Genomic DNA, 25,938 nt, shown 5'->3' on the forward strand with positions numbered 1-25,938 from the left:
TAAATTATGTAAGTTAGTGATAACTTACATAATTTATTTCTATATAAATCAGTGTGTTACATAAAATGCACTGTATTTGGGCTTGATTTGATGGCGTGTTACGGGTAACCTAGCACCCATCATGAATAATCGCTCTGAAAACAGCAATACAGCCAGCTTCGAAGAACATAGCCGCGCTGAAAGTTGGGATAGCAAAGATCGACTGGAAACCGAATCATCCGCTGCCAATATTTATGCTGAAGGCGGTTTATCTCGTTTACAAACCTATGCAGCAAATCAAGTTTCGGGGAAAAAAGTGACAGCTTCTTGGCGTGCCGCTTTGGCCGTTCGCGATGCCGGACCGCCGGCAATGTTGCGCAGTGTGCGCCCTAATATTGTGCAATCAATTCGTGCCTTCCGTACTCCGGATTTGCAGGAAGCGGCAACAGAATTAGGCCAACACTTCATTTATGCCAATTGCGCTAATGCAATGACTAAGGGTGAGGTTTTGGAGTCTATTGCGATTGCTTATTCATTTACTAAGCAGCAGGCAAAAAACTACGATCCTTTATTAGATGCTTTGACTACTACAGTTGACAAGTCTGGCCCGCAGCCTGGCTTCGTTGTCGTACTCGAAGGTTTGCCATGCACTCAGAAGTTTGACAAAGAAGCTCGTGAAACGTTGTTAGACGTTTTCCGTGATGCTGTTGATTTCTGGGCTGAGCGCCGCACTCCATATCGCGTCTTCTACTCTTTCGCTTAATCGCTAAGGCCTCAGAAGTTCCATAAATCGCCTCTATTTGAGGCGATTTTGCATTTCAGGGTTCCATACGCTATGAACGGCTGTAATCGCCACCACGCCAGCGGTTTCTGTTCTCAGTACTCGCTCACCTAGGGAAACTAATTGATAGCCTGCAGCCTCTGCCTGAGCCTCTTCTTCGGGAGAATGGCCACCTTCAGGTCCAATCATTAATACAACATCTTGGGGTTCATTCTTTATGAGCACGGAATACAGGCTTTTGGTGGCATCAGGACTCAGTAGTAGCTTTAAGGCTGGTTTTGGAGTTGCCTTTAAATAACCCTCAAACGTTTGGATGGGCTCTAGGTTCGCAAAGACAGTGCGGTCACATTGTTCACAGGCCGCCTGAATAATGCCTTCCCAGTGAGCAAGGCGTTTTTGGGCGCGCTCAGCATCGCTTGAGCGTGTCAGTTTCAAGATAGAGCGTTCACATTGCATCGGCGCAATATTTTGGGCGCCAGTCTCTACCGCTTTTTCGACAATCCAGTCCATTTTGTCGCCGCCAGCTAGTCCCTGGGCCAAGGTAATGGCATATGAGGTCTCGCGGTGGGTATCTTCGCGGATGTCGGTTAATTGAACTTGGCCTGTTTTTCCGCTTAAAGCAAGGAGTTCTCCCTTAGCAACAAGGCCTTTTCCATCAAATACTGGGAAGAATTCCCCGGTCTGAATGCGTCGAACACGCAAATGGTGGGCAACCTCAGGTGTGAGGGTAGTTGGCTTTTGGGATTCCCATGGCCTGGGAAGATAAAATTGAGGCATTACTGAAATATAGCCAATTTATTTTCCTCGAGACCACTTTTACGATGTCAAACCTTCAAATTCGCATGGCCAATGCCATTCGCGCTTTATCCATGGATGCAGTACAGCAGGCAAATTCTGGTCACCCTGGTATGCCGATGGGTATGGCAGATATTGCTGTAGGTCTTTGGAATGAACATTTAAAACATAACCCAACCGATCCACATTGGATGGATCGCGACCGTTTTGTTTTATCCAATGGTCACGGCTCTATGTTGTTGTATTCGCTTTTACATCTTTCTGGTTACGACTTACCGATCGAAGAGTTGAAAAATTTCCGTCAATTGCATAGCAAGACTCCGGGACATCCTGAATATAGAATTACTCCTGGAGTAGAAACAACTACTGGACCATTGGGACAGGGAATTTCTAACGCTGTGGGAATGGCATTGGCTGAAAAATTACTCGCTGAAGAATTTAATCGTCCTGGTCACAACATTGTTGATCACTACACCTATGTATTTTTAGGTGACGGTTGTTTGATGGAGGGTATTAGCCATGAAGTCTGTTCATTAGCTGGCACACTCAAGCTCAATAAGTTAATTGGATTGTGGGATGACAACGGCATCTCGATCGATGGCAAAGTAGTTTCTTGGTTTAACGAAGATACGCCGAAGCGCTTTGAGGCCTATGGTTGGAGCGTGATTCGTGATGTCGATGGACATGATGCTGAGGCAGTATCCGCAGCAATTTCTAAGGCTAAAAAGAGTGATAAGCCAACCCTTATCTGCTGTAAGACCGCGATTGGCCAAGGCTCGCCGAATATGGCCGGTAGCGATAAAGTTCACGGCTCACCATTAGGCGCTGCCGAAATTGCAGCTACACGTGTAGCCTTGAATTGGCCTTATGCGCCATTTGAAATTCCGAAAGATATTTATGCGGCATGGGATTTTAAAAAGCGTGGTCAAGCTGCTGAGCATGAATGGAATAAAGAATTTCAGAAATACAAAAACAAATTCCCAGAGCTTGCTTCTGAATTGCAGCGTCGCATGGAAGGTGAGTTATCAAAAGACTTTTCATCTACCTTAGATGCGTATTTAAAAACTTGCCAAACTAAAGCAGAAACGATTGCTACTCGTAAGGCTAGTCAAAACGCGATTGAAGCATTGGCACCTGCCTTGCCAGAATTTATGGGCGGCTCTGCCGACTTAACGGGCTCTAACTTAACCAATTGGTCTACATGTAAAGCAGTCCGTGGCGATCAATGGGGTAATCACATCAATTATGGTGTGCGCGAATTCGGCATGAGCGCCATCATGAACGGCATTGCCTTGCATGGCGGGTACATTCCATTCGGCGGTACATTCTTAACTTTCTCAGACTACAGTCGCAACGCTTTGCGTATGGCCGCCCTGATGAAATTACGCAGTATTTTTGTCTTTACCCATGATTCGATTGGTTTGGGCGAGGATGGCCCAACCCATCAGTCTGTAGAGCATGTAGCTAGCCTACGCCTCATTCCAAACCTCATGGTTTGGCGTCCTTGCGATACCACCGAGAGCGCCGTCGCTTGGGGCTCAGCCATTGAGCGCAAAAATGGCCCTAGCGCATTGATCTTTAGTCGTCAAAATTGCCCATTTGTATCTCGTACTTCTGCACAAATTAAAGAGATTGCTCGTGGTGGATATGTATTGCGCGATCCATCTGGAAAGATTGATGCGGTAATTATTGCGACTGGTTCTGAAATTGCTCTCGCATTGCAAACTGCAGAGCGTCTTGAAAAAGAAGGCTTGGGCGTACGAGTTGTTTCCATTCCTTCGACTACTGTTTTCGATCAGCAAGATGCTGCGTATAAAGCAAAAGTATTGCCAGCTAATATTCCACGTATTGCAGTAGAAGCTGGCGTAAGCGATTTCTGGTGGAAGTATGGCTGTGCAGCAGTGCACGGTGTTGACACTTTTGGTGAGTCTGCGCCAGCACCAGTGTTATATGAATATTTTGGTTTAACAGTGGATCAAATTGCCAAGACTGTTAAGCAATGTATCTCGAAGAAGTAAATTGAAATAAATTCAAAATTAGTAAGGGGAAATAAATGACAATTCGTGTCGCAATTAATGGTTATGGGCGTATCGGCCGCATGGTATTGCGTGCTTTATATGAAGATCAAGTGAACGGCAAACCACGCCGCGATATTAAGATTGTTGCAATTAATGCGATGGGTGATATTGCTATTAATGCCCATTTGACGCAGTACGATTCAGCGCACGGCCGCTTCCCGGCTGAAGTTTCAGTAGATGGTGACTGCATGGTAGTTAATGGCGATCGCATCAAAATGTTTTGTACACGTAACCCAGCTGAAACACCATGGGGTGAGTTGGGTGTGGATTTAGTTTTAGAGTGTACTGGCAAGTTCACCTCTAAAGAAAAAGCCATGATCCACATTCAACAGGGCGCGAAAAAAGTATTGATTTCTGCTCCGGGTGAAAAAGATGTCGATGCAACAATTGTGTATGGCGTTAATCAAAACGTATTGAAGCCAAGTGATGTCGTTGTATCTAATGCAAGCTGCACTACAAACTGTTTGGCTCCATTGGTTAAGCCGCTCTTAGAGAAAATTGGCATTGAATCTGGTTTGATGACTACGATTCATGCGTTTACAAATGATCAAGTATTGACTGATGTGTATCACAAAGATATGCGTCGGGCACGCTCTGCAGTTACTAGCATGATCCCAACCAAGACTGGTGCAGCTAAGGCAGTTGGTTTAGTTTTGCCAGCATTGGCAGGTCGTTTCGATGGGTTTGCAATGCGTGTTCCAGTGATCAACGTTTCCGTTGTGGATTTAACGTTTGCAGCAAGTCGAGCCACTAGCGTGGATGAAGTGAATTCAATTCTCAAAGTGGCAAGTGAGGGTGAGCTCAAAGGCATTTTGGGCTTTAATACTTTGCCCCTGGTTTCAATCGACTTTAACCATGATCCGCGCCCAAGTATTTACGACGCCTCTCAAACTCGTGTTTCTGCAGATGGCAAGTTGGTCAAAGTATTGGCTTGGTATGACAACGAATGGGGTTATTCAGTACAAATGCTCAATGCTGCTGAAGCATTAATGGCAGTAAAGTAATAAAAAGTATCTAAAAGTCGTTAAAATTCTTTAAAAGTTATTAAAAAGTATTTTGATGAAGAGCCGAAATACTCTGAATGTAAAAAAAGACCTCGATTTGAGGTCTTTTTTATTTTAATAATCGCTAAAAACGATTATTTGTAGTTAAAAGTTCTTATTTTTGTTTATTTCGACAGTTTTTCTTTTGGCAATGGCCATACATAGCTAATGAGTGCTCCTGGAGCTTGAATCCCAGGTTTTTAGCGATATCTTGCTGCCTTTTTTCAATGGCCTCATCTACAAACTCTTCAACATGGCCGCAATCTATACATACCAGGTGGTCGTGGTGCTGACCTTCATTTAACTCATAAATTGCTCGGCTATCGCCCTTGCTGGATTCAAAGTGACTCCTCAACAGCAGGCCAGCCTGTTCAAACTGGGTGAGAACTCGATAAACCGTGGCTAAGCCAATTTCCTTGTCATCTTTCGCCAGGGCCATAAAGACATCTTCAGCGCTGAAATGGGTGCCACCATTTTGGTGGAAAAAATCCAGAATTTTCATTCGTGGCCCAGTAGCTTTAAGGCCAATATCACGTAAATTTTCAGGGGTAGGGATTTGGGTCATATTTATGGCATTGGGAGCTAAAATCAATGTCTTAATGATACGGCCAGCCATGCAAAATTGCCTCGAACTTTTTTCCCGCTTTTTTAGCCCAATTTTGAAGGGTGCTTATTTCCCACTTAGATTGGGATTTGTGGCAATGGCCGTTTCTAGCCTCTTGGGAGTGACTGGGTGCACAAGTGCGGTTGATGAAACTCAGCGTAACTGGGTAAACAAGATTTTCAGACCATATGTGCCAGATGTTGTGCAAGGTAACTTTATTTCTAGCGAGCAGTATGCGAAGTTGCAATTGGGCATGACTCGTGAACAGGTGCGACAAATTTTAGGTACTCCATTATTAGCAAGTTACTTTCATGCAAACCGCTGGGATTATATTTTTGAATTCAAGCGCTCTGGTCAGCCGATAGGTAAAGAACGTCATGTCACGGTTTTTTTTGATGGCGACAAGGTAGTGAAGTTTGAAGGTGATGCATTGCCAACCGAGATTGAATTGGTTGCTGAAATTGATAACTATGCAAAATCAAAACGTTCATTCTGGGATGTGATGACTGGTGCTAATAAGCCGCCAGTAACACCTAAATTACAAAGCCCTGAAGTATTGGTTCCAAGCAAGACTGACAACTTAGCGGCAGGTGTGCCTGTGCCCCCAGTAAATACCAGTTCATTCTGGGATTTCTTTGGCTCTTCTGATAAGAAGTCGGATGCACAAGCTCCCGCCCTAGGTCCTGGCGCTCTAAATGATGTGCCAAAGGCAGTAGAGCCTAAGCAGTAGAAATCTCTTTTGTATTGATGCCAATAAGAACCGTATTGGTTCACTTGAATAAGAAGCGAAGAAACACATGATGAAGATTGCAATTGCTGGCGCAACTGGTCGTATGGGAAAGATGTTGATTGAGGCCGTACTCAATACTCCAGATGCTCAATTGGTTGGCGCACTAGAACATGCCTCTTGCCCACAATTGGGAGAGGATGCAGGGTCATTCTTGGGTAAAAAGACTGGCGTGTTGATTTCTTCTGATGTTGCACAGGTGTTATCCGGCGCACAATTCTTGATCGACTTCACTAGACCTGAAGGTACGATGAGCCATTTAGCGATTGCAGAAAAGACTGGCACCAAGATGATTGTTGGTACTACTGGCTTAACTGCAGATCAAATTGCTAGCTTGAAAAAGGCCTCTGCAAAGTTAGCTATTGTTTTTGCGCCCAATATGAGTGTGGGTGTGAATGCAACTTTTAAGCTCTTAGAGATCGCTGCCAAGATGCTCAATCAAGGTTATGACATCGAAATTATTGAGGCTCATCATAAGCATAAGGTAGATGCGCCTTCGGGCACAGCACTCAAGATGGGTGAAGTAATTGCGGATGCGTTGGGCGAGAAATTAGATGATGTTGCAGTCTATGCGAGAGAAGGTCATACCGGCGAACGCAAGGAAGGTTCGATTGGTTTTGCAACGATTCGTGGTGGCGATATCGTAGGTGACCATACCGTGTTATTTGCTGGCGATGGCGAGCGTATTGAAATTAGTCACAAGTCGTCAAGCCGTCAATCCTATGCACAAGGATCTTTGCGCGCAGCGCGCTTTTTGCAAAACCAAAGCAGTGGTTTATTCGATATGCAAGATGTTCTTGGCTTGCGTAAATAAAAAGTCACTTAATTAAAAATAGAAGAAAAGAGTTGTTTAAGAATGAGTAAGGATTACGACTACCGCAGCATTGAAGCGGCAGCGCAAGCTGATTGGGAAGGTGCGCAAGTCTATCAAGTGGCAGAAGATGCAGTTGATGCGCAAGGCAAGAAAAAGCCTAAGTACTACGCCTGCTCTATGTTGCCTTACCCTTCTGGCAAATTGCATATGGGTCATGTGCGTAACTACACCATTAATGATGTGATGGCTCGTCAGCTTCGCATGCAAGGCTATAACGTATTGATGCCAATGGGCTGGGATGCTTTTGGTATGCCCGCTGAAAATGCAGCGATTCAGAATAAAGTGCCTCCAGCTAAATGGACCTACGACAACATTGCTTATATGAAAAAGCAAATGGCGGCGATGGGTTTAGCGATTGATTGGTCACGTGAAGTAGCAACCTGTAGTCCTGATTACTATCGCTGGAACCAGTGGCTCTTTTTGAAGATGCTAGAAAAGGGTATCGCGTATCGTAAGACGCAGGTAGTGAATTGGGATCCAATCGATCAAACAGTTTTAGCAAACGAACAAGTAATTGATGGTCGCGGTTGGCGTTCTGGCGCTTTAGTTGAAAAGCGCGAGATCCCGGGCTACTACTTCAATATCACTGCCTATGCTGAGCCGCTGCTCTCTGGATTGGACGGATTAGGTTGGCCAGAGCGCGTCAAAACGATGCAGCAAAACTGGATTGGTAAAAGTCGTGGCGTGCGCTTTGCGTTTAAGCATGAAATTACCGACGACCATGGCAACTTTATTCAAGACGGTCTCTTGTATGTTTTTACTACGCGCGCGGACACCATTATGGGTGTTACCTTTTGCGCGGTTGCTGCTGAGCATCCACTAGCTACGAAGGCTGCCGCTAATAATCCGGCTTTAACTGCATTTATTGAGAAATGTAAAACAGGTAGCGTAATTGAAGCTGACTTAGCGACCCAAGAAAAAGAAGGCATGTTTACCGGTCTATACGTCACACATCCATTGACTAAAGAACAGGTGCCAGTTTGGGTTGGTAACTATGTATTAATGTCATATGGTGATGGCGCTGTGATGGGTGTACCTGCACATGATGAACGCGACTTTGCTTTTGCACTGAAGTATCAATTACCCATTAAACAAGTCATTGCACTCAATAGTGAGTCGCCGATGTTTAATGCTACGCGTTGGGAAGATTGGTATGCCCAAAAGGATGGCGTAGTTTGCTTGAACAGCGCTCAATTTGATGGTTTATCCCATGATGAGGCAGTGAGTGCTGTTGCTAAAGAATTAGAGCAGCTTGGCATAGGAGAAATCAAGACGACCTATCGCTTACGTGATTGGGGCATCTCTCGCCAGCGCTATTGGGGAACGCCAATTCCGATCATTCACTGTGGTGATGAAGCGAATCCAGGTTGTGGCGCAGTCCCAGTGCCCGAAGCAGATTTACCTGTAGTGTTACCTGAAGATTGTGTACCAGATGGCAGCGGTAACCCATTAAATAAACGCGCTGACTTTTTGAATGTGAAGTGTCCGAAATGCGGTAAGCCTGCGCGTCGCGAAACTGACACCATGGACACCTTTGTAGATTCTTCCTGGTATTTCATGCGCTACACCGGCCCGAATGCAAAGACCATGGTTGACGAGCGTAATGAATATTGGATGCCAATGGACCAATACATTGGCGGTATTGAGCATGCGATCTTGCATTTACTGTATGCGCGTTTCTGGACTAAGGTCATGCGTGATCTCAAGTTGATTACCTTTGATGAGCCTTTCCAAAACTTACTCACTCAGGGCATGGTTCTGAATGAAACCTATTATTCTGAAGATGCCTCTGGCAAAAAGACTTGGCTCAATCCATTAGACGTTGAGTTAGATTTGGATGAGAAAGGTCGCCCTATAGGCGCTAAGTTAATTGGTGACACATCAAATACCCCAGTTGTTGTGGGTGGTGTTGAGAAGATGTCGAAGAGTAAGAATAACGGTGTTGATCCTCAGGCTTTAATTGATCAATATGGCGCTGATACTGCTCGTTTGTTTGTGATGTTTGCTGCACCTCCTGAGCAACAGCTTGAGTGGTCTGGTGCTGGGGTAGATGGAGCTTCGCGTTTCTTGCGACGTGTATGGATGTATTCCAACAGTCAGGCAGCGGCATTGCGTAATGCATCAGATGTATTACCAAGTAACTTAAACGATGCTGAAAAAGAATTGCGTCGCGAGGTGCATGGCATTCTGAAGCAAGCTAACTTTGACTATCAACGCCGTCAATACAACACTGTAGTTTCTGCTGCGATGAAAATGCTTAATGTCCTAGAGCCTATTAAATTAGACCAGGGTTCTAACATTACCGCGCCTGTATTACGCGAATGTCTCAGTATTTTGTTGCGTGTTTTGTATCCAGTGGTTCCGCACCTCACCCACGTGCTCTGGAAGGATTTGGGCTATGCAAAAACCTTTGGACCTTTGCTTGATGCTCCTTGGCCAGCCGTAGACGAAGCAGCTTTGGTTCAAACAGAAATTACGTTGATGCTGCAAATTAATGGCAAGCTACGTGGCGATATTAAAGTCCCAGCAGATGCTAATAAAGAGCAAATTGAAGTCTTAGCCTTAAAGAGTGACCCCGCACAAAAAGCATTAAATGGCAGCGCACCTAAGAAGGTCATTGTGGTGCCTGGCCGTCTTGTGAATATTGTTGCTTAATCAAAGATAGAGACATGAATGTAAATTCCCTGCGTCGCGCAATGCTTGGTTTGATTGCTACTGCACCTCTAGGTGGATTGCTTGCTTGTGGCTATCGTTTGCGCGGCATGGTCGATGTACCTTTCAAAGTCATTGCCATTACTGGTAATCCATCGCCACCTTTACGGGCAGATTTGCAGACAGCAATTTTGACTGGTACCGATGCCAAGGTCGCTATCTACCCCAAAGATGCTGATCTCATTCTAGAAATTACCAATGACATTCAGGGTCGCGAGATATTGGCTTATAACGCTAGTGGTCAGGTGTCAGCCTATCGCTTAAACATTCGCGTTGGCTTTAGAGCATTTGATTTGAGTGGGGCTGAAGTGATTCCAGAGGCTGAGATTTATATGACACGCGATATGGACTTTACGGTGTCTACAGTTCTGGCAACAGACGTACAAATGCAGCAGTTCATAACGCTGATGCGTAAAGACTTGGCTATTCAAATATTGCGTCGTGTAGCGGCAGCCGCTAAGGCACCGCAAGCCCGTTCTTTTTAGGTAAACAGAGCTCGCATGGTTAAAGTCGATGCCTTGCAAGTGCACCTTAAGTCCCTAAGTTCAGGCGGCGTAATGTTGCCGCTATATATTTTTAGTGGCGATGAGCCGCTATTAATGATGGAGGCGATGGACCAACTGAGGGCTGTCGCAAAAAAACAGAACTTTACTGAGCGTGAGGTGTTGCTGCAGGAGCGTGGATTTGACTGGAGTGCGCTATTAAGTGCAGGCCAGACTATGTCCTTGTTTGGTGATAAGCGATGGGTAGAGTTACGCATCCCAACTGGCAAGCCTGGGCGCGATGGAGCGGATGCCTTAAAACAGTTTGCAACTCAAATTGCTGCGCAGTCAGCGGGTTCCGAAGGTCCCGATACTGTGGTTTGTATCGTTTTGCCTCGCTTGGATGGCAAGACTAAAACCTCAGCATGGTTTAGTGCTTTGGATGATGCGGGTATGGCAATTCAGATTGATTCCTTGGATCGCAGTCATTTGCCGCAGTGGATTGCAGGACGTCTTAAGCGTCAAGATCAAGAGGTTGAGCCGGGTCCTGAAGGTCAACGTGCACTTCAATTTATCGCTGATCAGGTGGAGGGTAATTTAATCGCTGCCCATCAAGAAATTCTGAAACTAGGTCTGCTATACCCCACGGGAAAATTAACTGAAGAGCAAATTCGTTCTTCCATTCTGAAGGTGGCGCGCTATAACGTCTTCGAATTAACTGAGGCAATGTTGGCTGGTGATTTAGCACGATTAAATCGCATGCTTGATGGCTTAAAGGGTGAGGGTGAGCCGCTCGTGTTGATTCTATGGAGCGTAACGGAGGAGCTTCGGATACTATCTAAGCTAAAGGCGGCAAGTGATGCCGGCGAGTCTTTGCAAAACCTGATGCGTGCTAACCGGATATGGGGAAATAAGGAGCGCTTATACCCAGCGGCAATTAGAAGAGTTCAGCCTCTGAAATTACGAAGAGCTATGCAGGTAGCTGCCGGTTTAGATCGACAGGTAAAGGGGTTGCATGCTGCGGAGTTACCAGCTGATCCCTGGGATGGTTTGCGTTTAGTTGGAAATTTATTACGCTAAGAGAATTATTTAGTAAATACATAACAGTTTATAAAGTAACAAGAGAGCAACAAGAGAATACAAAATGAGTTCAGCGATTCAAGTAATGATGCAAGATATTGGAATGCGAGCGCGAGCGGCATCGCGTGCAATGGCGCGTGCATCAAGTGAGCAAAAGAATCAAGCTTTATTGCACATTGCTAAAGTGGTTCGTCAAAAGACAGATGAGATTCAGCGAGTGAATCAAGTGGACGTGGAGCGTGCCAAGGCAAATGGTCAAGATGCAGCTTTTGTAGATCGCTTAACGATGACACCAAAAACCATTGAAACGATGGCTTTAGGTTTAGAGCAAATTGTTTCGTTAGAAGATCCTATTGGCAAAATTACACCCTTACAAAAACAGGCTTCAGGTATTGAGCTTGGACAAATGCGCGTACCATTGGGTGTCATCGGCATTATTTATGAGTCACGTCCCAATGTCACTATTGATGCAGCTGCTTTGTGCTTAAAGTCCGGCAATGCCGTGATTCTGCGTGGTGGCTCTGAGGCGATTGATTCCAATACTTTATTGGCCCAGATTATTCAAGAAGGTTTGGCAGCTGCTGGCTTGCCTAAGGATGCAGTGCAAGTAGTGACAACAACTGATCGCAGTGCCGTTGGTGAAATGATCACCATGACTCAATATATTGATGTCATCGTGCCACGGGGCGGAAAGAGCTTGATCGCACGGTTGATGGCTGAAGCACGGGTTCCAATGATCAAGCACTTAGATGGTATCTGTCATACCTATATAGATTCCGATGCTGATGTAGCAATGGCCGTAAAGGTATGTGATAACGCCAAGACTCAACGCTATGCTCCATGTAATGCAATGGAGACTTTGTTGGTGAATCAAGAGATTGCAAATAAAGTACTACCAACCCTTTGTAAGATTTACCAAGATAAGGGCGTAGAGCTACGCGTTGATTCATTAACTCGTAAAACACTAGAGTCCAATGGCTTCCAGAATTTAGTCGATGCCAAAGAAGAAGATTGGCAAACCGAGTATTTAGCACCAATTCTGTCAATTAAGACTGTCGCCAATATTGATGAGGCGATGAATCACATTGAACAATATGGCAGTAAGCACACGGATGCCATCATTACTAATGACAAATCCAAAGCCGATCGTTTCTTGCGTGAAGTTGATAGCGCCAGCGTGATGGTCAATGCTAGTACGCGTTTTGCAGATGGTTTTGAGTATGGCCTGGGCGCTGAAATTGGGATCTCAAATGACAAACTACATGCTCGTGGCCCTGTTGGTCTGGATGGTTTGACTTCTCTGAAGTATGTCGTCATGGGTCATGGCGAGATCCGCACTTAAATTTAATAGAAAAGATTCAATATGAGTAATGCCTATCTCTGGGTCAAAACCTTTCACATCGTATTTATTACCTCGTGGTTCGCTGGCTTGTTTTACCTACCCAGAATTTTTGTCAATCTGGCTGAAGAGAAAAATGCTGAATCTTATGCTCGTTTGTTAGGTATGGCTGACCGTCTATTTCGGTTTATGACTATTTTGGCGGTGCCGGCAATCTTGTTGGGCCTGACTCTCTGGCTACACTTTGGCATTGGTCGCGGTGATACCTGGATGCACGCTAAATTATTATTTGTGATTCTAGTGATTGGTTATCACCATGCATGTTTAAGCTTGCTAAAGAAGTTCCGTACCGGTGTGAATAAGCGTTCAGGTGTTTGGTTTCGTTGGTTTAATGAAGTACCGGTCATTTTGCTAGTCGTCATTGTTGCTTTAGTGCTTTTCAAACCATAAAGCTGCCTCATTTTTAATTTTTTTAGACTGTTAGCCCCATGAGATTTTTTGTTGTATGTCCAGGCGGTTTAGAAGTGCCGCTTGCCCAGGAGCTCGCAGAGATTGCTGGACGCCCAGAATGCAAGGCTTTAGGGGCTTGGGTAATAGATCCGACACCTACAAGTCCGACTGGTGGCGTTGGTCTTGCTGCGCCATTATCTGCAGCAATGGCGCTAAATCTACACTCCAGAATTGCAAGCCGTGTTCTATTGCAAATGACTCAAGCACCCTATAGGCAAGAAGAAGATTTGTATAAGTTGGCTAGCGGTTTAGCGTGGGAGGAGTGGTTTACCTCCAAGCAAACTTTGCGTGTGGATGTGACGGCACATCGGTCTCCTTTAAAAAGTTTAAATTTTGCAACGCTCAAAATTAAAGATGCGATTGTGGATCGCTTGCGTGATGTCACCGGTGACCGGCCTAGTATTGATACCGCTTTCCCAGATGTGCGCGTACAGGCCCATTTAACAGCAACCCAAGTTGCGATTTATTTGGATACTTCTGGAGAGGCTCTATTTAAGCGTGGCTGGCGTGATGAAAAAGGGGATGCACCCCTAAAAGAAAATTTAGCAGCCGGCATCTTGTCGTTCACTGCCTGGAAGCCTGGGCAAACTTTATTTGACCCAATGTGCGGTAGTGGCACTTTTTTAATTGAGGCTGCTCAGATAGCTTTGTCTATTCCGCCTGGGGCGATTCGCGCAGGAATGTATGGCGATGATGCTAAGCCTAGCAGGCTGGCTTATCGCCCCCTGATTACCTCTGCACATGGCTTTGGATTTCAGAGGCTTAAGCCATTTAATGAGTCTGCTGAACAAAAGCGTTGGGTAGATTTAAAAGAGGGCGCTCTAGCGCAAATGTTAGAAAAGCGTAAACAGTTCCCTGGAGTTGATGCTTTACAAATTACCGGTGGCGATATTAATGAAAAATTAGTGTCGATGTTTAAGGGCAACTGGCAAAGAGCGCAGTTACCTGACCAGCCGGTAGTCCGTCAAATTGATGCCCTTGCTGCTAAGCCTCCAGGTGGAGTTGGTGAAGGAGTGATGTTGTTAAATCCACCTTATGGTGAGCGTCTAGTGATTAAAGGTGGTCGCGGACAAGATCGCGCTGCCAATCAAGATGCTCGATACGACGACGTGGATGAACCAGATAACCGCTTTGAACTGAATTTAGAGACTGGTCGTCAAAGTGCTAAACGTTCTAGCCGTGAATCATTAAAAAAACTACAGGCCCAAGAAGAGCAAGATCCAAAATTTGTGGAGTTTTTGCGTCAGTTTGGCCAGCATTTGAAAGATGACTTTGGTGGCTGGAATATATTCGTTTTAACTGCAGATATGGCCCTACCGGGTCAATTGCGTATTAAAGAATCCAAGCGTACCCCTTTATTTAACGGCCCTCTTGAGTGTCGTCTATTTAAGTTTGAGATGCATGCAAAGCGACCTACTTAAGTGGGCATAAAACCGTAAAATAAGACAACAAGTTAGAAGAAGTAAAGATAGGCGGAGAGCAAAGTAATGGAATTTAAAACATATATGTGTTTAATCTGCGGTTGGGTTTATGACGAAGCTGCTGGTTTGCCTGATGAAGGCATTGCGCCAGGCACGCTTTGGAAGGATGTGCCGATGAATTGGACATGTCCGGAGTGCGGTGCCCGCAAAGAAGATTTTGAAATGATGGCAATTTAATTAAAAACAATAATGGCAAAAGTAGATCAAAACGAAGCGCTATTTGAGCGTGCGCAAAAGACAATTCCTGGGGGAGTGAACTCTCCGGTGAGGGCTTTCCGTCAGGTGGGCGGCACACCTCGTTTTGTTGCTAAAGCTAAGGGCCCTTATTTTTGGGATGCCAACGATAAGCGCTTTATCGATTTGATTATGTCTTGGGGCCCTATGATTGTGGGCCACGCAAATCCTGAAGTAGTAGCTGCAGTGCAGAAGGCCGCAGAAACTAGCTTTAGTTACGGCGCTCCAACTGAAGGTGAGATTGAGTTGGCAGAACGCATTTGCGCTTTGATGCCAAGCGTTGAGCAAGTGCGCATGGTTTCAAGTGGCACAGAGGCAACAATGAGTGCCTTGCGTTTAGCTCGTGGTTATACCGGCCGTGATTTGATTATTAAGTTTGAGGGTTGCTATCACGGTCATGCTGATAGTCTTTTGGTAAAGGCAGGTTCGGGCTTACTAACCTTTGCGGACTCTACTCAGAATGCACCATCTTCAGGTGGTGTTCCACAGGATTTGGTGAAACATACTTTAGTTCTGCCATACAACGATGTGGCGGCAATTGAAGAGGTGTTTAAAAAACAGGGTGATCAAATTGCTGCTGTCATTATTGAGCCAATTGCTGGCAATATGAATTTAATTAAGCCATCGAAAGCATTTTTGGCTGCGATTAGATCTCTCACTAGTAAGCATGGTGCCGTACTTATCTATGACGAAGTGATGACCGGTTTTAGGGTGGCTTTGGGTGGCGCCCAGTCCTTACAAGGTATTACTCCAGATTTGACATGCTTGGGCAAGGTAATGGGCGGTGGTATGCCGATGGCAGCTTTTGGTGGCAAGAAAGAAATCATGTCTAAGCTTGCCCCTTTGGGCAATGTTTACCAGGCTGGAACGCTCTCTGGTAACCCAGTGGCTGTTGCTGCGGGTTTAAAGACATTAGAGATTATTTCTAGAGAAGGTTTCTATGAATGCCTGACAGGTCAGACTGAAAAACTCATGACTGGTCTTAAGGCGGCTGCAGACAAAAATAAGATTCCTTTTGCAGTCGATAGTGAAGGCGGCATGTTTGGTTTTTACTTTGCTGATCATGTTCCGAATTCTTATGAAGCAGTAACCAAAACTAATATTGATGCTTTTAAGAAATTCTTTCATCTGATGTTGGATGAAGGAGTGTACTTAGCACCATCAGCTTATGAGGCAGGATTCACTTCTATTGCGCATGACAATGCTGTGCTAGATGAGATTATTGCTGCTGCTGAGACAGCATTTAAGAAGCTCTAAAGTAGTATTTCTAAACTACATCCGCAATGGATGGTCGTAGCCTTCTACTTGGGCGACATCTAATTTTTTACTGTCTTTATTCGAGTCTGCGATTTCTAGGGCAGTGAGCTTGCCGCCCCAAACGCAGCCGGTATCTAGGCCAATAACGTTGTGCTTGCGGAGTAAGCCCAACGTAGACCAGTGTCCGAAGTAAATTAAAGTATCAGTGGTTTTTCTATTAGGTGCCATAAACCAAGGGGTATAGCCCTTCGGACCGTCTTCCAGGCCTTCTTTGCTCTCAAACTCCATCTGACCAGTCGGGCTGCAAAAACGCATTCTGGTTAGTGCATTGGTAATCACGCGTAAGCGTTCATATCCTTTTAGGGAGTTGCTCCACTTATTGGGTGTGTTGCCATACATATTGGATAGAAAAGTTTTATAAGACTTGCTACGCAATGCTTTTTCAACTTCTTGAGCGCATTCAATCGTCTGCTGTAAGTCCCATTGCGGCAGTACGCCTGCATGCACTGTCAGAACATTCCCATTGCTGAGTGCCATAGGGCGATGCCGCATCCAGTCAATAAGCTCTTCACGATCGGGTGCATGTAGGATCGGCTCAACGGTATCGAGGCCTTTTGTTTTGCGAAGACCGGCATCAATAGCAAGAAGGTGTAAGTCATGATTACCTAGGATGCATTCAGCGCGGCCAGATTCTTGTAATGTTTTTAAGTGCCGCAACGCCCCTAATGAATCAGGCCCGCGATTAACTAAGTCTCCCAGAAAAATCATTTTAGATTTTGGTGGAAGCTTTTTGACTAAGGCTTTTAATGAGGGTGCGCAGCCTTGCACATCACCTACGGCATATATCTTGCTCATATCTTATCTTAAAGCCGAATCCAAAGATATTGCAGGGGCTAGACGATTTTTTTGACAACGCTATATCGCACTAAAGTCTTTTTGCGTGCTTCATCGTGATCCACTATCGGTAGGGGGTAATCTCTTCCAATGAGAATGCCTGCAGCCTCTAGCTCAATATGGCCGGCCTTCCATGGGGCATGAATTGACTTCTTGGAAAGCTTGCTTAGCTGAGGAAGATAGCGTTTGATGAACTTACCCTCAGGATCAAATTTTTCTGATTGGGTGATCGGATTAAAGATCCGAAAATAAGGTTGAGCATCGCAGCCTGACGAGGAAGCCCATTGCCAGCCACCATTATTGGAAGATAGTTCAAAGTCATTGAGGTGTTCTGCAAAATAAGCCTCACCCCAGCGCCAATCAACGCCCAAATCTTTTGTTAAAAAACTGGCTACGACCATACGCAGACGATTGTGCATATAGCCACTTTGATTGAGTTGATGCATGGCTGCGTCAACTAGTGGGTAACCCGTTTTGCCCTCACACCAAGCGGTAAATAATTTTTTGGCTGTAGCTCCACTCTCCCAAGCAATATTATCGTAGTCGGGTTTAAATGACGCACCTTTTGCAAGGCGAGGGTGATTGGCCAGAATCATGAAATAGAAATCGCGCCAGATTAATTCGCTTAGCCAAATGGTGGCGCCCATGCTACCTGCTAGCATACGGCGATGCGCTTCACGCACCAATCCGCGGATAGAGAGCATGCCAAAACGTAAGTGTGTAGAGAGGTAACTCACTCCTTTAATTGCAGGAAAGTCTCTGCCAATTTGGTATTGATCAATACGGGATAGAAAATCCTTTAAAAAGGCTTGACCACCTTCTGAACCAGGTGGCAAATAGCTCTCAATACCAGTGGAGCAAAAGCCCATTGACTTAAGTGAGGGGAGTGGCTCATTCAGTTTTTTGGGAATGGCTGCAAATTGATCTGGTTTTGCCTTGCATGAATAAGCTGCCAGATCTTTTTCTTGCAGCGTTTTGAGCCAATTATTTTTGTAAGGTGTAAAGATGGAAAAGACAGTATTCGAATTAGTGAGAATTTCTTTCTTCTCAAAGATCACTTGATCTTTAAAAGTCTCAAAACCAATTCCTTGTTTTTCTAATGCTGTTTTAACAGTTTCGTCGCGTTCAATAGCCGAGGGTTCATAGTCATGATTGGTAAAGACAGTATTTACACCTAATTCTTTAGCAATTTCTGGAATACATTGAGTTGGCTTTCCAAAGCGGACAATCAGCCCTCCGCCTTGTTTTCTTAGCTCATCATCAATTTGCTTGATGCCCTGCCAAATAAAGTCTACCCGGCGGTCGTGCTTTAGCCCATTGGTATCTAGTTCGCCCTTCAATAGGGGTTGAAGAATATCGGAATCAAAAATAAAAGTAAGCCATACCTGGCCACATTCCTTGAGAGCGTGGTGAAGGGCGGCATTGTCATAAAGGCGGAGGTCGCGGCGGAGCCAAACAAGAGCTTTTTGCATAGCCCCTATATTAGGGCTTATTGGGGCAAAGTGCTGAAGGCCTAAAGTCTAGGACGGGTTAATATCGACGGTGATGATGGATACAACCTTTTTTATTCTTGCGAATGTGGTGCAGTTTTGTATTGAGCCATTAAATTGGCTTTTGATCTTATTGCCCCTAAGCTTACTTTTTTTACACCTCAGAAAGCCAGCGCTTTGTAAGCGGTTTCTTTTATTGGCACTACTCGACCTGGTACTTGTTGGCTGGATACCGAGCGCGGAGGTTTTTTTAAGGGCGATGGAAGATGCGGTACCCAAAAAGCCCCTTTCACAGTTTTCTGAAAAGGATATTGGTGGGATCATTATTTTGGGCGGCGCAATTGAGGGTGGGCAGATCTCAATCGATAGAGGGGAGATTTCCATCCACTCTTCAGCTGAGCGTGTTACTAAGGCATTCGAGCTCATCCGAAAATACCCTGATCTTCCTTATATATTTAGTGGTTACTCAGCACGTCTGTTGCCTCAGGGCCTATCTGAAGCGGAGGCATTTAAACAGCTTGTTCAAGAGCAGAGTCTTAATGAGGCTATGGCGCACTATGAGAATCAGTCCCGCAATACTTATGAGAACGTCCTTTTCATGAAGCCTATGATTGCTGAACATGGCTCTAAGAGCGATTCTGATCAACCAAAGCCTTGGCTTTTAATAACCTCAGCAAGCCATATGTACCGATCGGTCAAAATTTTTCAGAAACAGGGAATTCAAGTCATTCCCGTACCGGTGGATTACCAAACGGCCAATACCCTCCATTGGTGGAGGTTTGATTTGGAGGATGGGGCTCAAAATTGGAATAAATTAGCGCATGAAGTCATTGGTCTTGTGGGTTACTGGGTTACTGGAAAGATCTAGATATTCGGTAAAATAGACTCATATGACCTCGGCTAAAAAAGCACCCCCTGCTTCAGATACAGCACCTTCGCCAGAGTCAATAATTGCTTTTTCCGCAGATCATTTGGCTAATCAATTTCTGATTGCAATGCCAGGCATGGTGGATCCTAATTTTGCGGGTTCTGTAATCTATCTTTTTGAGCATACCCAAAGAGGGGCGATGGGGCTGGTAGTGAATAGACCTACCGAAGTTGATTTAGCTACTCTTTTTGACAAAATAGAACTCAAATTAGAAATCGTCCCCTTACAGGAGCAGCCGGTATATTTCGGGGGGCCAGTCCAGGTAGAACGTGGCTTTGTTTTGCACGAGTCAAACCCCAATCTTGCATACAGCTCTTCTTTAATCATTCCTGGCGGCTTAACCATGACTACTTCCAAGGATGTGCTTGAGGCAGTGGCTATAGGTAATGGCCCCAGAAAATTTTTAATGACTCTTGGTTACGCAGGTTGGGGTGCTGGTCAACTAGAGGAAGAAATTACTTTAAATGGTTGGATGAATGTTCCGCTTTCGCGCGAGCAAATGAGTGAAATTATTTTTAATACACCTCCCAGTCAGCGCTACGAAAAAACTATGAGCCATCTGGGCTTTGATTTATCGCATCTTTCTGGTGAGGCGGGTCATGCTTAAGTCGAGCGCTAATTCAGCTGCAGTTCCAGGAACTGTGATGGCTTTTGATTACGGCCTCCGTCGGGTAGGGGTTGCGGTTGGAAATACCGTGACCAAACTGGGCCAGCCCCTCAAGACTATTGCCGCCCCCAATGCGGATGGCTTATTTCGTGAAATAGAGTTTCTTTTGGGGGAGTGGGCCCCCAATCGGCTGGTGGTTGGACTTCCCATGCATCCAGATGGTGCTGAGCATGAAATGACCTCTAAAGCTAAGCGCTTTGGCAATCAACTTTATGGCCGCTTTGGTTTGCCCGTAAGCTGGGTAGACGAGAGATATACATCAGCAGTTTTAGAGGGCAATGCTCAGATGCGGGACAATCTAGATGCGCACTCTGCCGTGCTAATTTTGGAGCAATATTTTGCTGAGTAAACGAAATAATGGTGTTGGAACTAAATTATGAATGCTGAACTGCTATATGAAAAGCTGTTAGCCAATCTGCGCAACAGATCGCAGACCGGTTCTTTTGAGTTGGCTGGCCTGGCGATGGGCGGAGCATGGATTGCAGAACGCTTGGCAAAAGATTTGGGTTTACCACACTATGGCGTGATTAATGTTGCCTTTCATCGTGATGATTACGCAGAAAAAGGTATGACTGCATTACGCACTGCTGGCACTATGACAACCCATCTGCCATTTGATGTCAATGGCGCAAATGTGATTTTGATTGATGATGTTTTGTTAACGGGTAGAACCGTTAGAGCGGCTCTCAATGAGTTATTCGATTTTGGTCGACCAGCTCAAGTTGAATTAATGGTGCTTGCAGATCGTGGGAAGCGAGAGCTGCCAGTGAGCGCCGATTTTGCGGCAGAGCAAGCACAGGTTCCTGAACAACAAATTTTGGTATTAGAAAAAGATGACGCCGGTAAGTTCAGCTTTCAGCTAGAGGAGCGAGTTTGATGAACCAATTTAATGCTGCTGGTGAATTAACTCACCTTCTGACTTTAGAAGGCCTACCAAAAGAGCAAATTCTGCATATTCTCGATACTGCTCAACAGTTCGTCAGCGTCACCGATCCAGCGCGCGAGGTTAAGAAGGTTCCTTTACTGCGCGGCAAAAGTGTATTTAACTTATTCTTTGAAAACTCTACGCGTACGAGAACAACTTTTGAGATTGCCGCTAAGAGATTGTCTGCCGATGTTATTAACTTAGACATTTCTACCTCTTCGACCGCTAAAGGCGAAAGTCTGTTGGACACCATCGACAACTTAGTTGCGATGCAGGCAGATATTTTTGTAGTACGCCATAGTGTTTCTAAGGCACCCATTGAAATAGCCAATCATGTGCCTTCACATGTTCACGTTGTGAATGCGGGCGATGGAAGTCATCAGCATCCAACCCAAGGCTTGTTGGACATGTATACGATGCGCCACTTTAAGCAAAATTTCAAAGGCTTAAAGGTGGCAATTGTGGGTGATATTGTGCATAGTCGTGTTGCCAAGTCGAATATTCATGCTCTTACAACCTTAGGCTGCGAAGATATTCGTGCGATCGGCCCTGAAAGTTTGTTGCCCAGTGATTTGGATATGTTAGGGGTCAAAGTATTCCATTCCATGGAAGAGGGCCTGAAGGATGTTGATGTGGTGATGACCCTGCGCATTCAGAAGGAGCGTATGGAGGCCGGTCAAGTTCCTGAGGGCGATGCTTTCTTTAGGCAATATGGTTTAACGCCAGGTCGGCTGGCCTTAGCAAAGTCTGATGCAATTGTGATGCATCCAGGCCCAATGAATCGTGGTGTAGAGATTGATTCGGCTGTAGCAGACGGCCCACAATCAGTTATCTTGAATCAAGTCACCTTTGGTATTGCAGTGCGGATGGCTGTGATGTCGATTGTTGCTGGCAATTAATTACAGCCTGATTAAATTGTATGGGGTTTAATCAAATACCATGACGACAGAAAAACGTTGGCTGATTCTGTCGCATGGCTTCAATATGGATGGCCGCGCAGCCAGCCAGACGATTACAGACAAAGTTCCCTATCTACTAGATGCGGGGATTAAGCCAATTGTATTTAGTGCCATTACCGGAATCAAAGATCACCGTTTCCCGCATCGCCAGTTTTTGGCTTGGGGCCCAGCTGCGTTTCGGTTTGATTTTCGCCATTGGGTTGCAAATCAATATGGTCGTGGACTTTTATACAAAGTATTGACTGGAGTAGTGTCAATTTTGCTGGCGCCATTAATTGGCCTAGAGAAGCTGATTCTTGGGTATTCCAGTCAATGGTCTTGGGCCTTACCCGCATTTATTCATGGTCGTAAGTTAATACGGGCTGGTCAGATCGATCTTGTTTACAGCACTGGGGGCGCATGGTCTGCTCATCTTGTGGGTTTGTGGCTTAAGAAATCAACAGGCATCAAATGGATTGCTGAGATACATGATCCAATGGTAATTCGTAAAAGCCCGGTAGATGATGGTCTTGCTAAACCGAAAAATCGTGATGCGCAGTTTCGACAATATCTTGAAAAACAAATTAGTCGGTTTTCAGATTTTGTCTGGTGGTTTACCGAAGGCGCCGTCCACTATGCAAAGGTACGTAATACCAATTTAAATACTCCAGGCAATGCACATGGTTTTATGGTGTTACCAGGCGCAGAACCTCCGGGTGGTTTGAATGCAGCCAAGACGCACCTTTATACGGATAAATTGAATTTATCTCACTCCGGCTCTTTAGCGAAAGATCGATCACTTTCTACTATTTTGAATGCACTCCATGCTTTATTCCAGAAGTATCCACAGGCTCGCGAGAAGATTCGAGTTCATGCATATGGTGCGGCACTAGATGAGTTAACCCAAGATGCAATAAAGCAGTTTAATTATCAAGATGTAGTTATTGCCCATGGACGCTTAGAAAAAGATCCTGCCACTGGAAAGTCTGGTCGGGAGCGTGTCGTTGAAAAAATGCAAGAAGCCGATGTCTTAATTTTGCTTCATGGTAATGATGAGTGGTGCGCTGAATATATTCCTTCTAAGTTTTATGAATACCTTTGGACTGGACGTCCAATCTGGGGAATTACCCACCGCAACCCACAATTAGACGAGATGTTATCGGGGCGTGGCGCCTACCTGAGTCATGAGGGTGATGAGGCAGGAATTGCGATGGCGCTTGAAAGAATCTGGTTAGACTGGCGGGAGCGCCGGCTAATTGAGCCAAAATGGCTTCCGCTAGGAGTTGATCAGGCAGTGTTTAAAATACTTTCTGAAGTCCAAAAAGATAAGGAAAGCATTTGAAGGATATCGTTCTCTACTGTAAATCCTACCGAAGAGACTTTTTGCGCCTAAAGCGCTTGCTTAAGTCGGTAGAGAAATATAACGTAGATCAAATTCCTTTTTATATCTCTACGCCTGCAGATCAGTTTCAGGAATTAAAAGACCTCCTTGGTTCAGATGCTAAGTATCAGTGGGTTTCTGATGAGTCTATTGTCTCGGCAAACCCAAGAGTTAGCCCAGGAATTGAGAAAACCAGATCGGGTTCATTGGCGCAGCAAGCAATTAAGTCTGAGTTTTGGAGGTTAGGAATTTCAGAAAATTATGTATGCCTTGATTCGGATTGTGTCTTTATTAAAAATTTTGGCCGCGATGACTTTCTTGCGCAGGACCAAATTCCTTACACGGTGATCTACCAAAATAAAGAATTTTTTCAATTAGCCAGCAATCGAAAGCATTCCAAAGTCGTAGAGAATTTAGTGAGAGAGGGCAATCGCCTAAAAGATTTATTTGGAAGAAAGGGCCCCAACTACTATTGTCCGTGCCCGCCATTTATCTGGTCTGCCAAAGTCTGGCGCTCGTTAGATGAGCAATTTTTGATTCCTCAAGGGCTTACCTTTTGGGATATTTCTACCAATGATCATCCTGAGACGTTGCTGTATCTTGAAGCGCTCTTAAAGTTTCAGGCCATACCTCTTTATCCTATAGAGCAAATGTTTCGTATCTATTACTACGATTGGCATTTTTATCTGCTGCAAAGAATGGGTGAGTCACAGTCAAGTTTGGCTAAAAATTATCTAGGCGTTATTTACCAGTCCAATTGGGATTCTTCTATGGATTTTGGTGCACCAGAAAAGTCATTACTATCTCGCGCCAATAAACGCCTAAAGCGATTTATGCGTTATTTGCAAAGTTATTGCTAGGGTAAAACAATGTCACTCAATGCATTACCCTTGCAGATATTAGTTATTTCACTAAGTCGTTCAACTGATAGACGGGCAAAAGTTAAAGAAGAGTTGCAAAAGATTTCGTTTCCATGGACTTTTTTAGATGCTGTTGATGGCTCTGCATTGACTGAGCCGCCTGAAGAGTATCGCCCACTCATGGTCAAGCTGCTTCAGGGCTATCCGCTTACCCTTAATGAAATTGGTTGCTATCTATCCCATAAAAAGGCTTGGAAGCAATGTGTCGCCGAAAATATTCCAACACTCGTATTTGAAGATGACTTTGTTCTCTTGCCTGAATTTGAGAGCGTCATACATAGCCTTCTCCACAATACCAATGCCTGGGATTTTGTGAGGCTACAAGGCCTCTATGAAGTGCCTTATCAAGAGTTGCTGATTCTTGATGGAGTCCATTTAGTGAAGAACTTAGGCGATGCAGTTGGCGCAACCGCTTACTTGTTGAAGCCTGAGGTAGCCAAGACTCTGATTGAGTCATCAAGAGATATCTACGAGCCAGCTGACCATTTTTTAGAGCATCAGAGTAAGCATGGACTCGAATTTTTGGCTATTCGCCCTTATCCAGTGGATATATCCAGAGTGAAGTCCACCATTGATGATAGGTCGGAGCGAGCGCCTATTAAAGGCCTTAGGAAACGTTTACGCTCTGTTGCCCGCGCTATCGATCGTCTTATTAGCTCAAGGCCTTGGTTTCCAAAGTAATTGTCAATTATGAATTGACACCTTGATCAACGCTGCTATCATTTCTCCAGCAGCTTAATGGAGTAATGTTACTCAGTGCTACTGGAAACAAAGCATTCATTCTTAGCTGGAAATCCCTATCTGAGAAGTGAACCAGTCTCTGGGATTTATCGGGGTAGTATCCGCCAATGACTTCCCAAGCTGACTTAAAAAAGCAGCTTCCAGAGTGCGTCATATTAATGTCATTATATTTTTGATACGCCGCTACTAGCTCGGGTGTTCTTAAGTCGATTTCAATATTACCGACTGGACAAATGGATTGAATAAATTTTGGTAGCGATTTCAAATCATCGCCACCAAAATGCAGGGCATGCCCACCAAGTAGAGCAGCGCCCGGATATTTTTTAAATATTGTGAAAGCAACTTCAATGCTGTCATGCATTAAATAGTCATCATCATTGAGAATCATGATGAGATCAGTATTTGAATATTCAATTGCCTTATTGAGGCTGGCTGCCTGGCCTAAATTTTTCTCATTCTCAAGAATAATTAATTGTGCCGTCATTTCATTTGCATAATGCCCAACCAAACCTTCAAGAATCTGAAGAGTGTCGTCTGGAGAGTCATCAACCACAAATATAACTTGATTAGGGGAGGTGGTTTGCAAGCGAATGCTCTCGAACATCTCCTTTAAAAATGGCGCATGTCCATAGCAAGGTATGACTACTGCTAAAGATGGGTTGGCGCCTAAAGAAAAATTAGGCGCAGAGAATCCCCGCTTACTTCTGATAAATGACCGCACTTTTCTTTGAGAAACCTCTGGTCTCAATCTGTCTTTAATGCTTGTCCTGAGTTTTCGGTGGAGCTTTTTTAAAATCTGATAGGGTGAAGACATATTCTGATGGGGCTAGCTAAGGAGGGTAGAATGAGGCTATTCTGAACTGGTTCTGGGTAAATTCAAATGATTAATATAGTCTACAGACTTTGCGAAGCTGAAATGGCGCCCCCATTTAGATCTAAGCGATTGCCTTGGTTCTCAAAATTAAATTGCCTGAAATCATTTTTAGATTCTATAGAGCTTTCTAAAAACTATATCAAC

26 protein-coding genes are annotated in these 25,938 nt (G+C 44.8%); 21 read left to right on the plus strand and 5 right to left on the minus strand.

The features are described 5' to 3' along the window. Positions 1 to 121 precede the first annotated feature (121 nt). Positions 122 to 742, plus strand: coding sequence for a barstar family protein (locus PKF022_RS01230; protein ID WP_281776880.1), 621 nt, complete (start codon positions 122 to 124; stop codon positions 740 to 742). A gap of 33 nt (positions 743 to 775) precedes the next feature. Here the strand turns inward: PKF022_RS01230 and PKF022_RS01235 are convergent, their stop codons facing one another. Further along, positions 776 to 1,537, minus strand: a complete 762-nt coding sequence (locus PKF022_RS01235) for a 16S rRNA (uracil(1498)-N(3))-methyltransferase (RefSeq protein ID WP_281776881.1) — start codon at positions 1,535 to 1,537, stop codon at positions 776 to 778. 44 nt (positions 1,538 to 1,581) lie between these two features. Between PKF022_RS01235 and tkt the strand changes: the two genes are divergently transcribed. Together tkt and gap are read left to right on the plus strand one after the other, a co-directional pair. Next, positions 1,582 to 3,573, plus strand: coding sequence for a transketolase (tkt, locus tag PKF022_RS01240; RefSeq protein WP_281777449.1), 1,992 nt, complete (start codon positions 1,582 to 1,584; stop codon positions 3,571 to 3,573). A 35-nt stretch (positions 3,574 to 3,608) separates the two neighbouring features. Beyond that, positions 3,609 to 4,637: a type I glyceraldehyde-3-phosphate dehydrogenase gene (gene gap, locus PKF022_RS01245; protein ID WP_281776882.1), complete on the plus strand. Its 1,029-nt coding sequence runs from the start codon at positions 3,609 to 3,611 to the stop codon at positions 4,635 to 4,637. 154 nt (positions 4,638 to 4,791) lie between these two features. Here gap and fur read toward each other — a convergent pair whose 3' ends face one another. Continuing rightward, positions 4,792 to 5,232: a ferric iron uptake transcriptional regulator gene (gene fur, locus PKF022_RS01250; protein ID WP_216231930.1), complete on the minus strand. Its 441-nt coding sequence runs from the start codon at positions 5,230 to 5,232 to the stop codon at positions 4,792 to 4,794. Positions 5,233 to 5,377: 145 nt separating this feature from the next. On the opposite strand from fur, the gene PKF022_RS01255 reads away from it, so the two are divergent. The 10 genes from PKF022_RS01255 (at position 5,378) to hemL (ending at position 16,036) form a co-directional block, all read left to right on the plus strand. Further along, positions 5,378 to 6,010, plus strand: coding sequence for an outer membrane protein assembly factor BamE (locus tag PKF022_RS01255; protein WP_281776883.1), 633 nt, complete (start codon positions 5,378 to 5,380; stop codon positions 6,008 to 6,010). 70 nt (positions 6,011 to 6,080) lie between these two features. Further along, positions 6,081 to 6,881 (plus strand): 4-hydroxy-tetrahydrodipicolinate reductase, encoded by an 801-nt coding sequence (dapB, locus tag PKF022_RS01260; RefSeq protein WP_281777450.1) that lies wholly within the window; start codon positions 6,081 to 6,083, stop codon positions 6,879 to 6,881. Between the two features lie 42 nt (positions 6,882 to 6,923). Beyond that, entirely contained in the window at positions 6,924 to 9,596 is a 2,673-nt protein-coding gene (gene leuS, locus PKF022_RS01265; protein ID WP_281776884.1) for a leucine--tRNA ligase, read from the plus strand. Positions 9,597 to 9,610: 14 nt separating this feature from the next. Continuing rightward, on the plus strand, positions 9,611 to 10,138 hold the full coding sequence (gene lptE, locus PKF022_RS01270) for an LPS assembly lipoprotein LptE (protein WP_281776885.1): 528 nt from the start codon (positions 9,611 to 9,613) through the stop codon (positions 10,136 to 10,138). A gap of 15 nt (positions 10,139 to 10,153) precedes the next feature. Further along, positions 10,154 to 11,215, plus strand: coding sequence for a DNA polymerase III subunit delta (gene holA, locus PKF022_RS01275; RefSeq protein WP_281776886.1), 1,062 nt, complete (start codon positions 10,154 to 10,156; stop codon positions 11,213 to 11,215). Positions 11,216 to 11,279: 64 nt separating this feature from the next. Then, positions 11,280 to 12,557 carry a glutamate-5-semialdehyde dehydrogenase gene (locus PKF022_RS01280; protein WP_281776887.1) on the plus strand — a complete coding sequence of 426 codons (1,278 nt, stop codon included), beginning with the start codon at positions 11,280 to 11,282 and terminating at the stop codon, positions 12,555 to 12,557. A 21-nt stretch (positions 12,558 to 12,578) separates the two neighbouring features. Beyond that, a complete protein-coding gene (locus tag PKF022_RS01285) occupies positions 12,579 to 13,004 on the plus strand; it encodes a CopD family protein (protein ID WP_281776888.1) in 426 nt (141 codons plus the stop codon). 38 nt (positions 13,005 to 13,042) lie between these two features. Next, positions 13,043 to 14,485, plus strand: a complete 1,443-nt coding sequence (locus PKF022_RS01290) for a THUMP domain-containing protein (protein ID WP_281776889.1) — start codon at positions 13,043 to 13,045, stop codon at positions 14,483 to 14,485. Positions 14,486 to 14,551: 66 nt separating this feature from the next. Next, complete coding sequence (locus PKF022_RS01295; RefSeq protein WP_071464595.1) at positions 14,552 to 14,722, plus strand: rubredoxin; 171 nt, start codon at positions 14,552 to 14,554, stop codon at positions 14,720 to 14,722. Positions 14,723 to 14,734: 12 nt separating this feature from the next. Further along, positions 14,735 to 16,036, plus strand: a complete 1,302-nt coding sequence (gene hemL / locus PKF022_RS01300; RefSeq protein WP_281776890.1) for a glutamate-1-semialdehyde 2,1-aminomutase — start codon at positions 14,735 to 14,737, stop codon at positions 16,034 to 16,036. A gap of 15 nt (positions 16,037 to 16,051) precedes the next feature. Here hemL and PKF022_RS01305 read toward each other — a convergent pair whose 3' ends face one another. Continuing rightward, on the minus strand, positions 16,052 to 16,891 hold the full coding sequence (locus PKF022_RS01305; RefSeq protein ID WP_281776891.1) for a symmetrical bis(5'-nucleosyl)-tetraphosphatase: 840 nt from the start codon (positions 16,889 to 16,891) through the stop codon (positions 16,052 to 16,054). 38 nt (positions 16,892 to 16,929) lie between these two features. Next, on the minus strand, positions 16,930 to 18,402 hold the full coding sequence (locus PKF022_RS01310; protein ID WP_281776892.1) for a deoxyribodipyrimidine photo-lyase: 1,473 nt from the start codon (positions 18,400 to 18,402) through the stop codon (positions 16,930 to 16,932). A gap of 214 nt (positions 18,403 to 18,616) precedes the next feature. On the opposite strand from PKF022_RS01310, the gene PKF022_RS01315 reads away from it, so the two are divergent. From PKF022_RS01315 to PKF022_RS01350, 8 genes are all read left to right on the plus strand, one after another. Then, entirely contained in the window at positions 18,617 to 19,288 is a 672-nt protein-coding gene (locus PKF022_RS01315; RefSeq protein ID WP_281776893.1) for a YdcF family protein, read from the plus strand. Positions 19,289 to 19,415: 127 nt separating this feature from the next. Continuing rightward, entirely contained in the window at positions 19,416 to 19,955 is a 540-nt protein-coding gene (locus PKF022_RS01320) for a YqgE/AlgH family protein (protein WP_281777451.1), read from the plus strand. Continuing rightward, the gene (gene ruvX / locus PKF022_RS01325; protein ID WP_281776894.1) at positions 19,948 to 20,364 is read left to right on the plus strand and encodes a Holliday junction resolvase RuvX; all 417 of its coding nucleotides are present in this window, start codon (positions 19,948 to 19,950) and stop codon (positions 20,362 to 20,364) included. Before PKF022_RS01320 ends, ruvX begins: the two co-directional genes overlap by 8 nt. A 27-nt stretch (positions 20,365 to 20,391) precedes the next feature. Further along, positions 20,392 to 20,892 carry a bifunctional pyr operon transcriptional regulator/uracil phosphoribosyltransferase PyrR gene (gene pyrR / locus PKF022_RS01330; protein ID WP_281776895.1) on the plus strand — a complete coding sequence of 167 codons (501 nt, stop codon included), beginning with the start codon at positions 20,392 to 20,394 and terminating at the stop codon, positions 20,890 to 20,892. Beyond that, entirely contained in the window at positions 20,892 to 21,839 is a 948-nt protein-coding gene (locus PKF022_RS01335; protein WP_281776896.1) for an aspartate carbamoyltransferase catalytic subunit, read from the plus strand. Before pyrR ends, PKF022_RS01335 begins: the two co-directional genes overlap by 1 nt. A 40-nt stretch (positions 21,840 to 21,879) precedes the next feature. After that, positions 21,880 to 23,220, plus strand: a complete 1,341-nt coding sequence (locus tag PKF022_RS01340; protein WP_281776897.1) for a hypothetical protein — start codon at positions 21,880 to 21,882, stop codon at positions 23,218 to 23,220. After that, positions 23,217 to 24,119, plus strand: a complete 903-nt coding sequence (locus PKF022_RS01345; protein ID WP_281776898.1) for a DUF6492 family protein — start codon at positions 23,217 to 23,219, stop codon at positions 24,117 to 24,119. Before PKF022_RS01340 ends, PKF022_RS01345 begins: the two co-directional genes overlap by 4 nt. Positions 24,120 to 24,128: 9 nt before the next feature. Next, positions 24,129 to 24,860, plus strand: a complete 732-nt coding sequence (locus PKF022_RS01350) for a glycosyltransferase family 25 protein (RefSeq protein ID WP_281776899.1) — start codon at positions 24,129 to 24,131, stop codon at positions 24,858 to 24,860. A gap of 7 nt (positions 24,861 to 24,867) precedes the next feature. Here the strand turns inward: PKF022_RS01350 and PKF022_RS01355 are convergent, their stop codons facing one another. After that, entirely contained in the window at positions 24,868 to 25,641 is a 774-nt protein-coding gene (locus tag PKF022_RS01355; RefSeq protein ID WP_281776900.1) for a glycosyltransferase family A protein, read from the minus strand. Between the last annotated feature and the right edge of the window lie 297 nt (positions 25,642 to 25,938).

The organism is Polynucleobacter sp. KF022 (assembly GCF_027924105.1).
In the GTDB taxonomy this organism is placed as follows: domain Bacteria; phylum Pseudomonadota; class Gammaproteobacteria; order Burkholderiales; family Burkholderiaceae; genus Polynucleobacter.

Excerpts from the sequence above, each read along its gene's own strand:
- PKF022_RS01230 (WP_281776880.1), top strand. The coding sequence starts at position 122 with ATGAATAATCGCTCTGAAAACAGCAATACAGCCAGCTTCGAAGAACAT.
- PKF022_RS01235 (WP_281776881.1), bottom strand. The coding sequence starts at position 1,537 with ATGCCTCAATTTTATCTTCCCAGGCCATGGGAATCCCAAAAGCCAACT.
- tkt (WP_281777449.1), top strand. The coding sequence starts at position 1,582 with ATGTCAAACCTTCAAATTCGCATGGCCAATGCCATTCGCGCTTTATCC.
- gap (WP_281776882.1), top strand. The coding sequence starts at position 3,609 with ATGACAATTCGTGTCGCAATTAATGGTTATGGGCGTATCGGCCGCATG.
- PKF022_RS01255 (WP_281776883.1), top strand. The coding sequence starts at position 5,378 with ATGGCCGTTTCTAGCCTCTTGGGAGTGACTGGGTGCACAAGTGCGGTT.
- dapB (WP_281777450.1), top strand. The coding sequence starts at position 6,081 with ATGAAGATTGCAATTGCTGGCGCAACTGGTCGTATGGGAAAGATGTTG.
- leuS (WP_281776884.1), top strand. The coding sequence starts at position 6,924 with ATGAGTAAGGATTACGACTACCGCAGCATTGAAGCGGCAGCGCAAGCT.
- lptE (WP_281776885.1), top strand. The coding sequence starts at position 9,611 with ATGAATGTAAATTCCCTGCGTCGCGCAATGCTTGGTTTGATTGCTACT.
- holA (WP_281776886.1), top strand. The coding sequence starts at position 10,154 with ATGGTTAAAGTCGATGCCTTGCAAGTGCACCTTAAGTCCCTAAGTTCA.
- PKF022_RS01280 (WP_281776887.1), top strand. The coding sequence starts at position 11,280 with ATGAGTTCAGCGATTCAAGTAATGATGCAAGATATTGGAATGCGAGCG.
- PKF022_RS01285 (WP_281776888.1), top strand. The coding sequence starts at position 12,579 with ATGAGTAATGCCTATCTCTGGGTCAAAACCTTTCACATCGTATTTATT.
- PKF022_RS01290 (WP_281776889.1), top strand. The coding sequence starts at position 13,043 with ATGAGATTTTTTGTTGTATGTCCAGGCGGTTTAGAAGTGCCGCTTGCC.
- PKF022_RS01295 (WP_071464595.1), top strand. The coding sequence starts at position 14,552 with ATGGAATTTAAAACATATATGTGTTTAATCTGCGGTTGGGTTTATGAC.
- hemL (WP_281776890.1), top strand. The coding sequence starts at position 14,735 with ATGGCAAAAGTAGATCAAAACGAAGCGCTATTTGAGCGTGCGCAAAAG.
- PKF022_RS01305 (WP_281776891.1), bottom strand. The coding sequence starts at position 16,891 with ATGAGCAAGATATATGCCGTAGGTGATGTGCAAGGCTGCGCACCCTCA.
- PKF022_RS01310 (WP_281776892.1), bottom strand. The coding sequence starts at position 18,402 with ATGCAAAAAGCTCTTGTTTGGCTCCGCCGCGACCTCCGCCTTTATGAC.
- PKF022_RS01320 (WP_281777451.1), top strand. The coding sequence starts at position 19,416 with ATGCCAGGCATGGTGGATCCTAATTTTGCGGGTTCTGTAATCTATCTT.
- ruvX (WP_281776894.1), top strand. The coding sequence starts at position 19,948 with ATGCTTAAGTCGAGCGCTAATTCAGCTGCAGTTCCAGGAACTGTGATG.
- pyrR (WP_281776895.1), top strand. The coding sequence starts at position 20,392 with ATGAATGCTGAACTGCTATATGAAAAGCTGTTAGCCAATCTGCGCAAC.
- PKF022_RS01335 (WP_281776896.1), top strand. The coding sequence starts at position 20,892 with ATGAACCAATTTAATGCTGCTGGTGAATTAACTCACCTTCTGACTTTA.
- PKF022_RS01340 (WP_281776897.1), top strand. The coding sequence starts at position 21,880 with ATGACGACAGAAAAACGTTGGCTGATTCTGTCGCATGGCTTCAATATG.
- PKF022_RS01350 (WP_281776899.1), top strand. The coding sequence starts at position 24,129 with ATGTCACTCAATGCATTACCCTTGCAGATATTAGTTATTTCACTAAGT.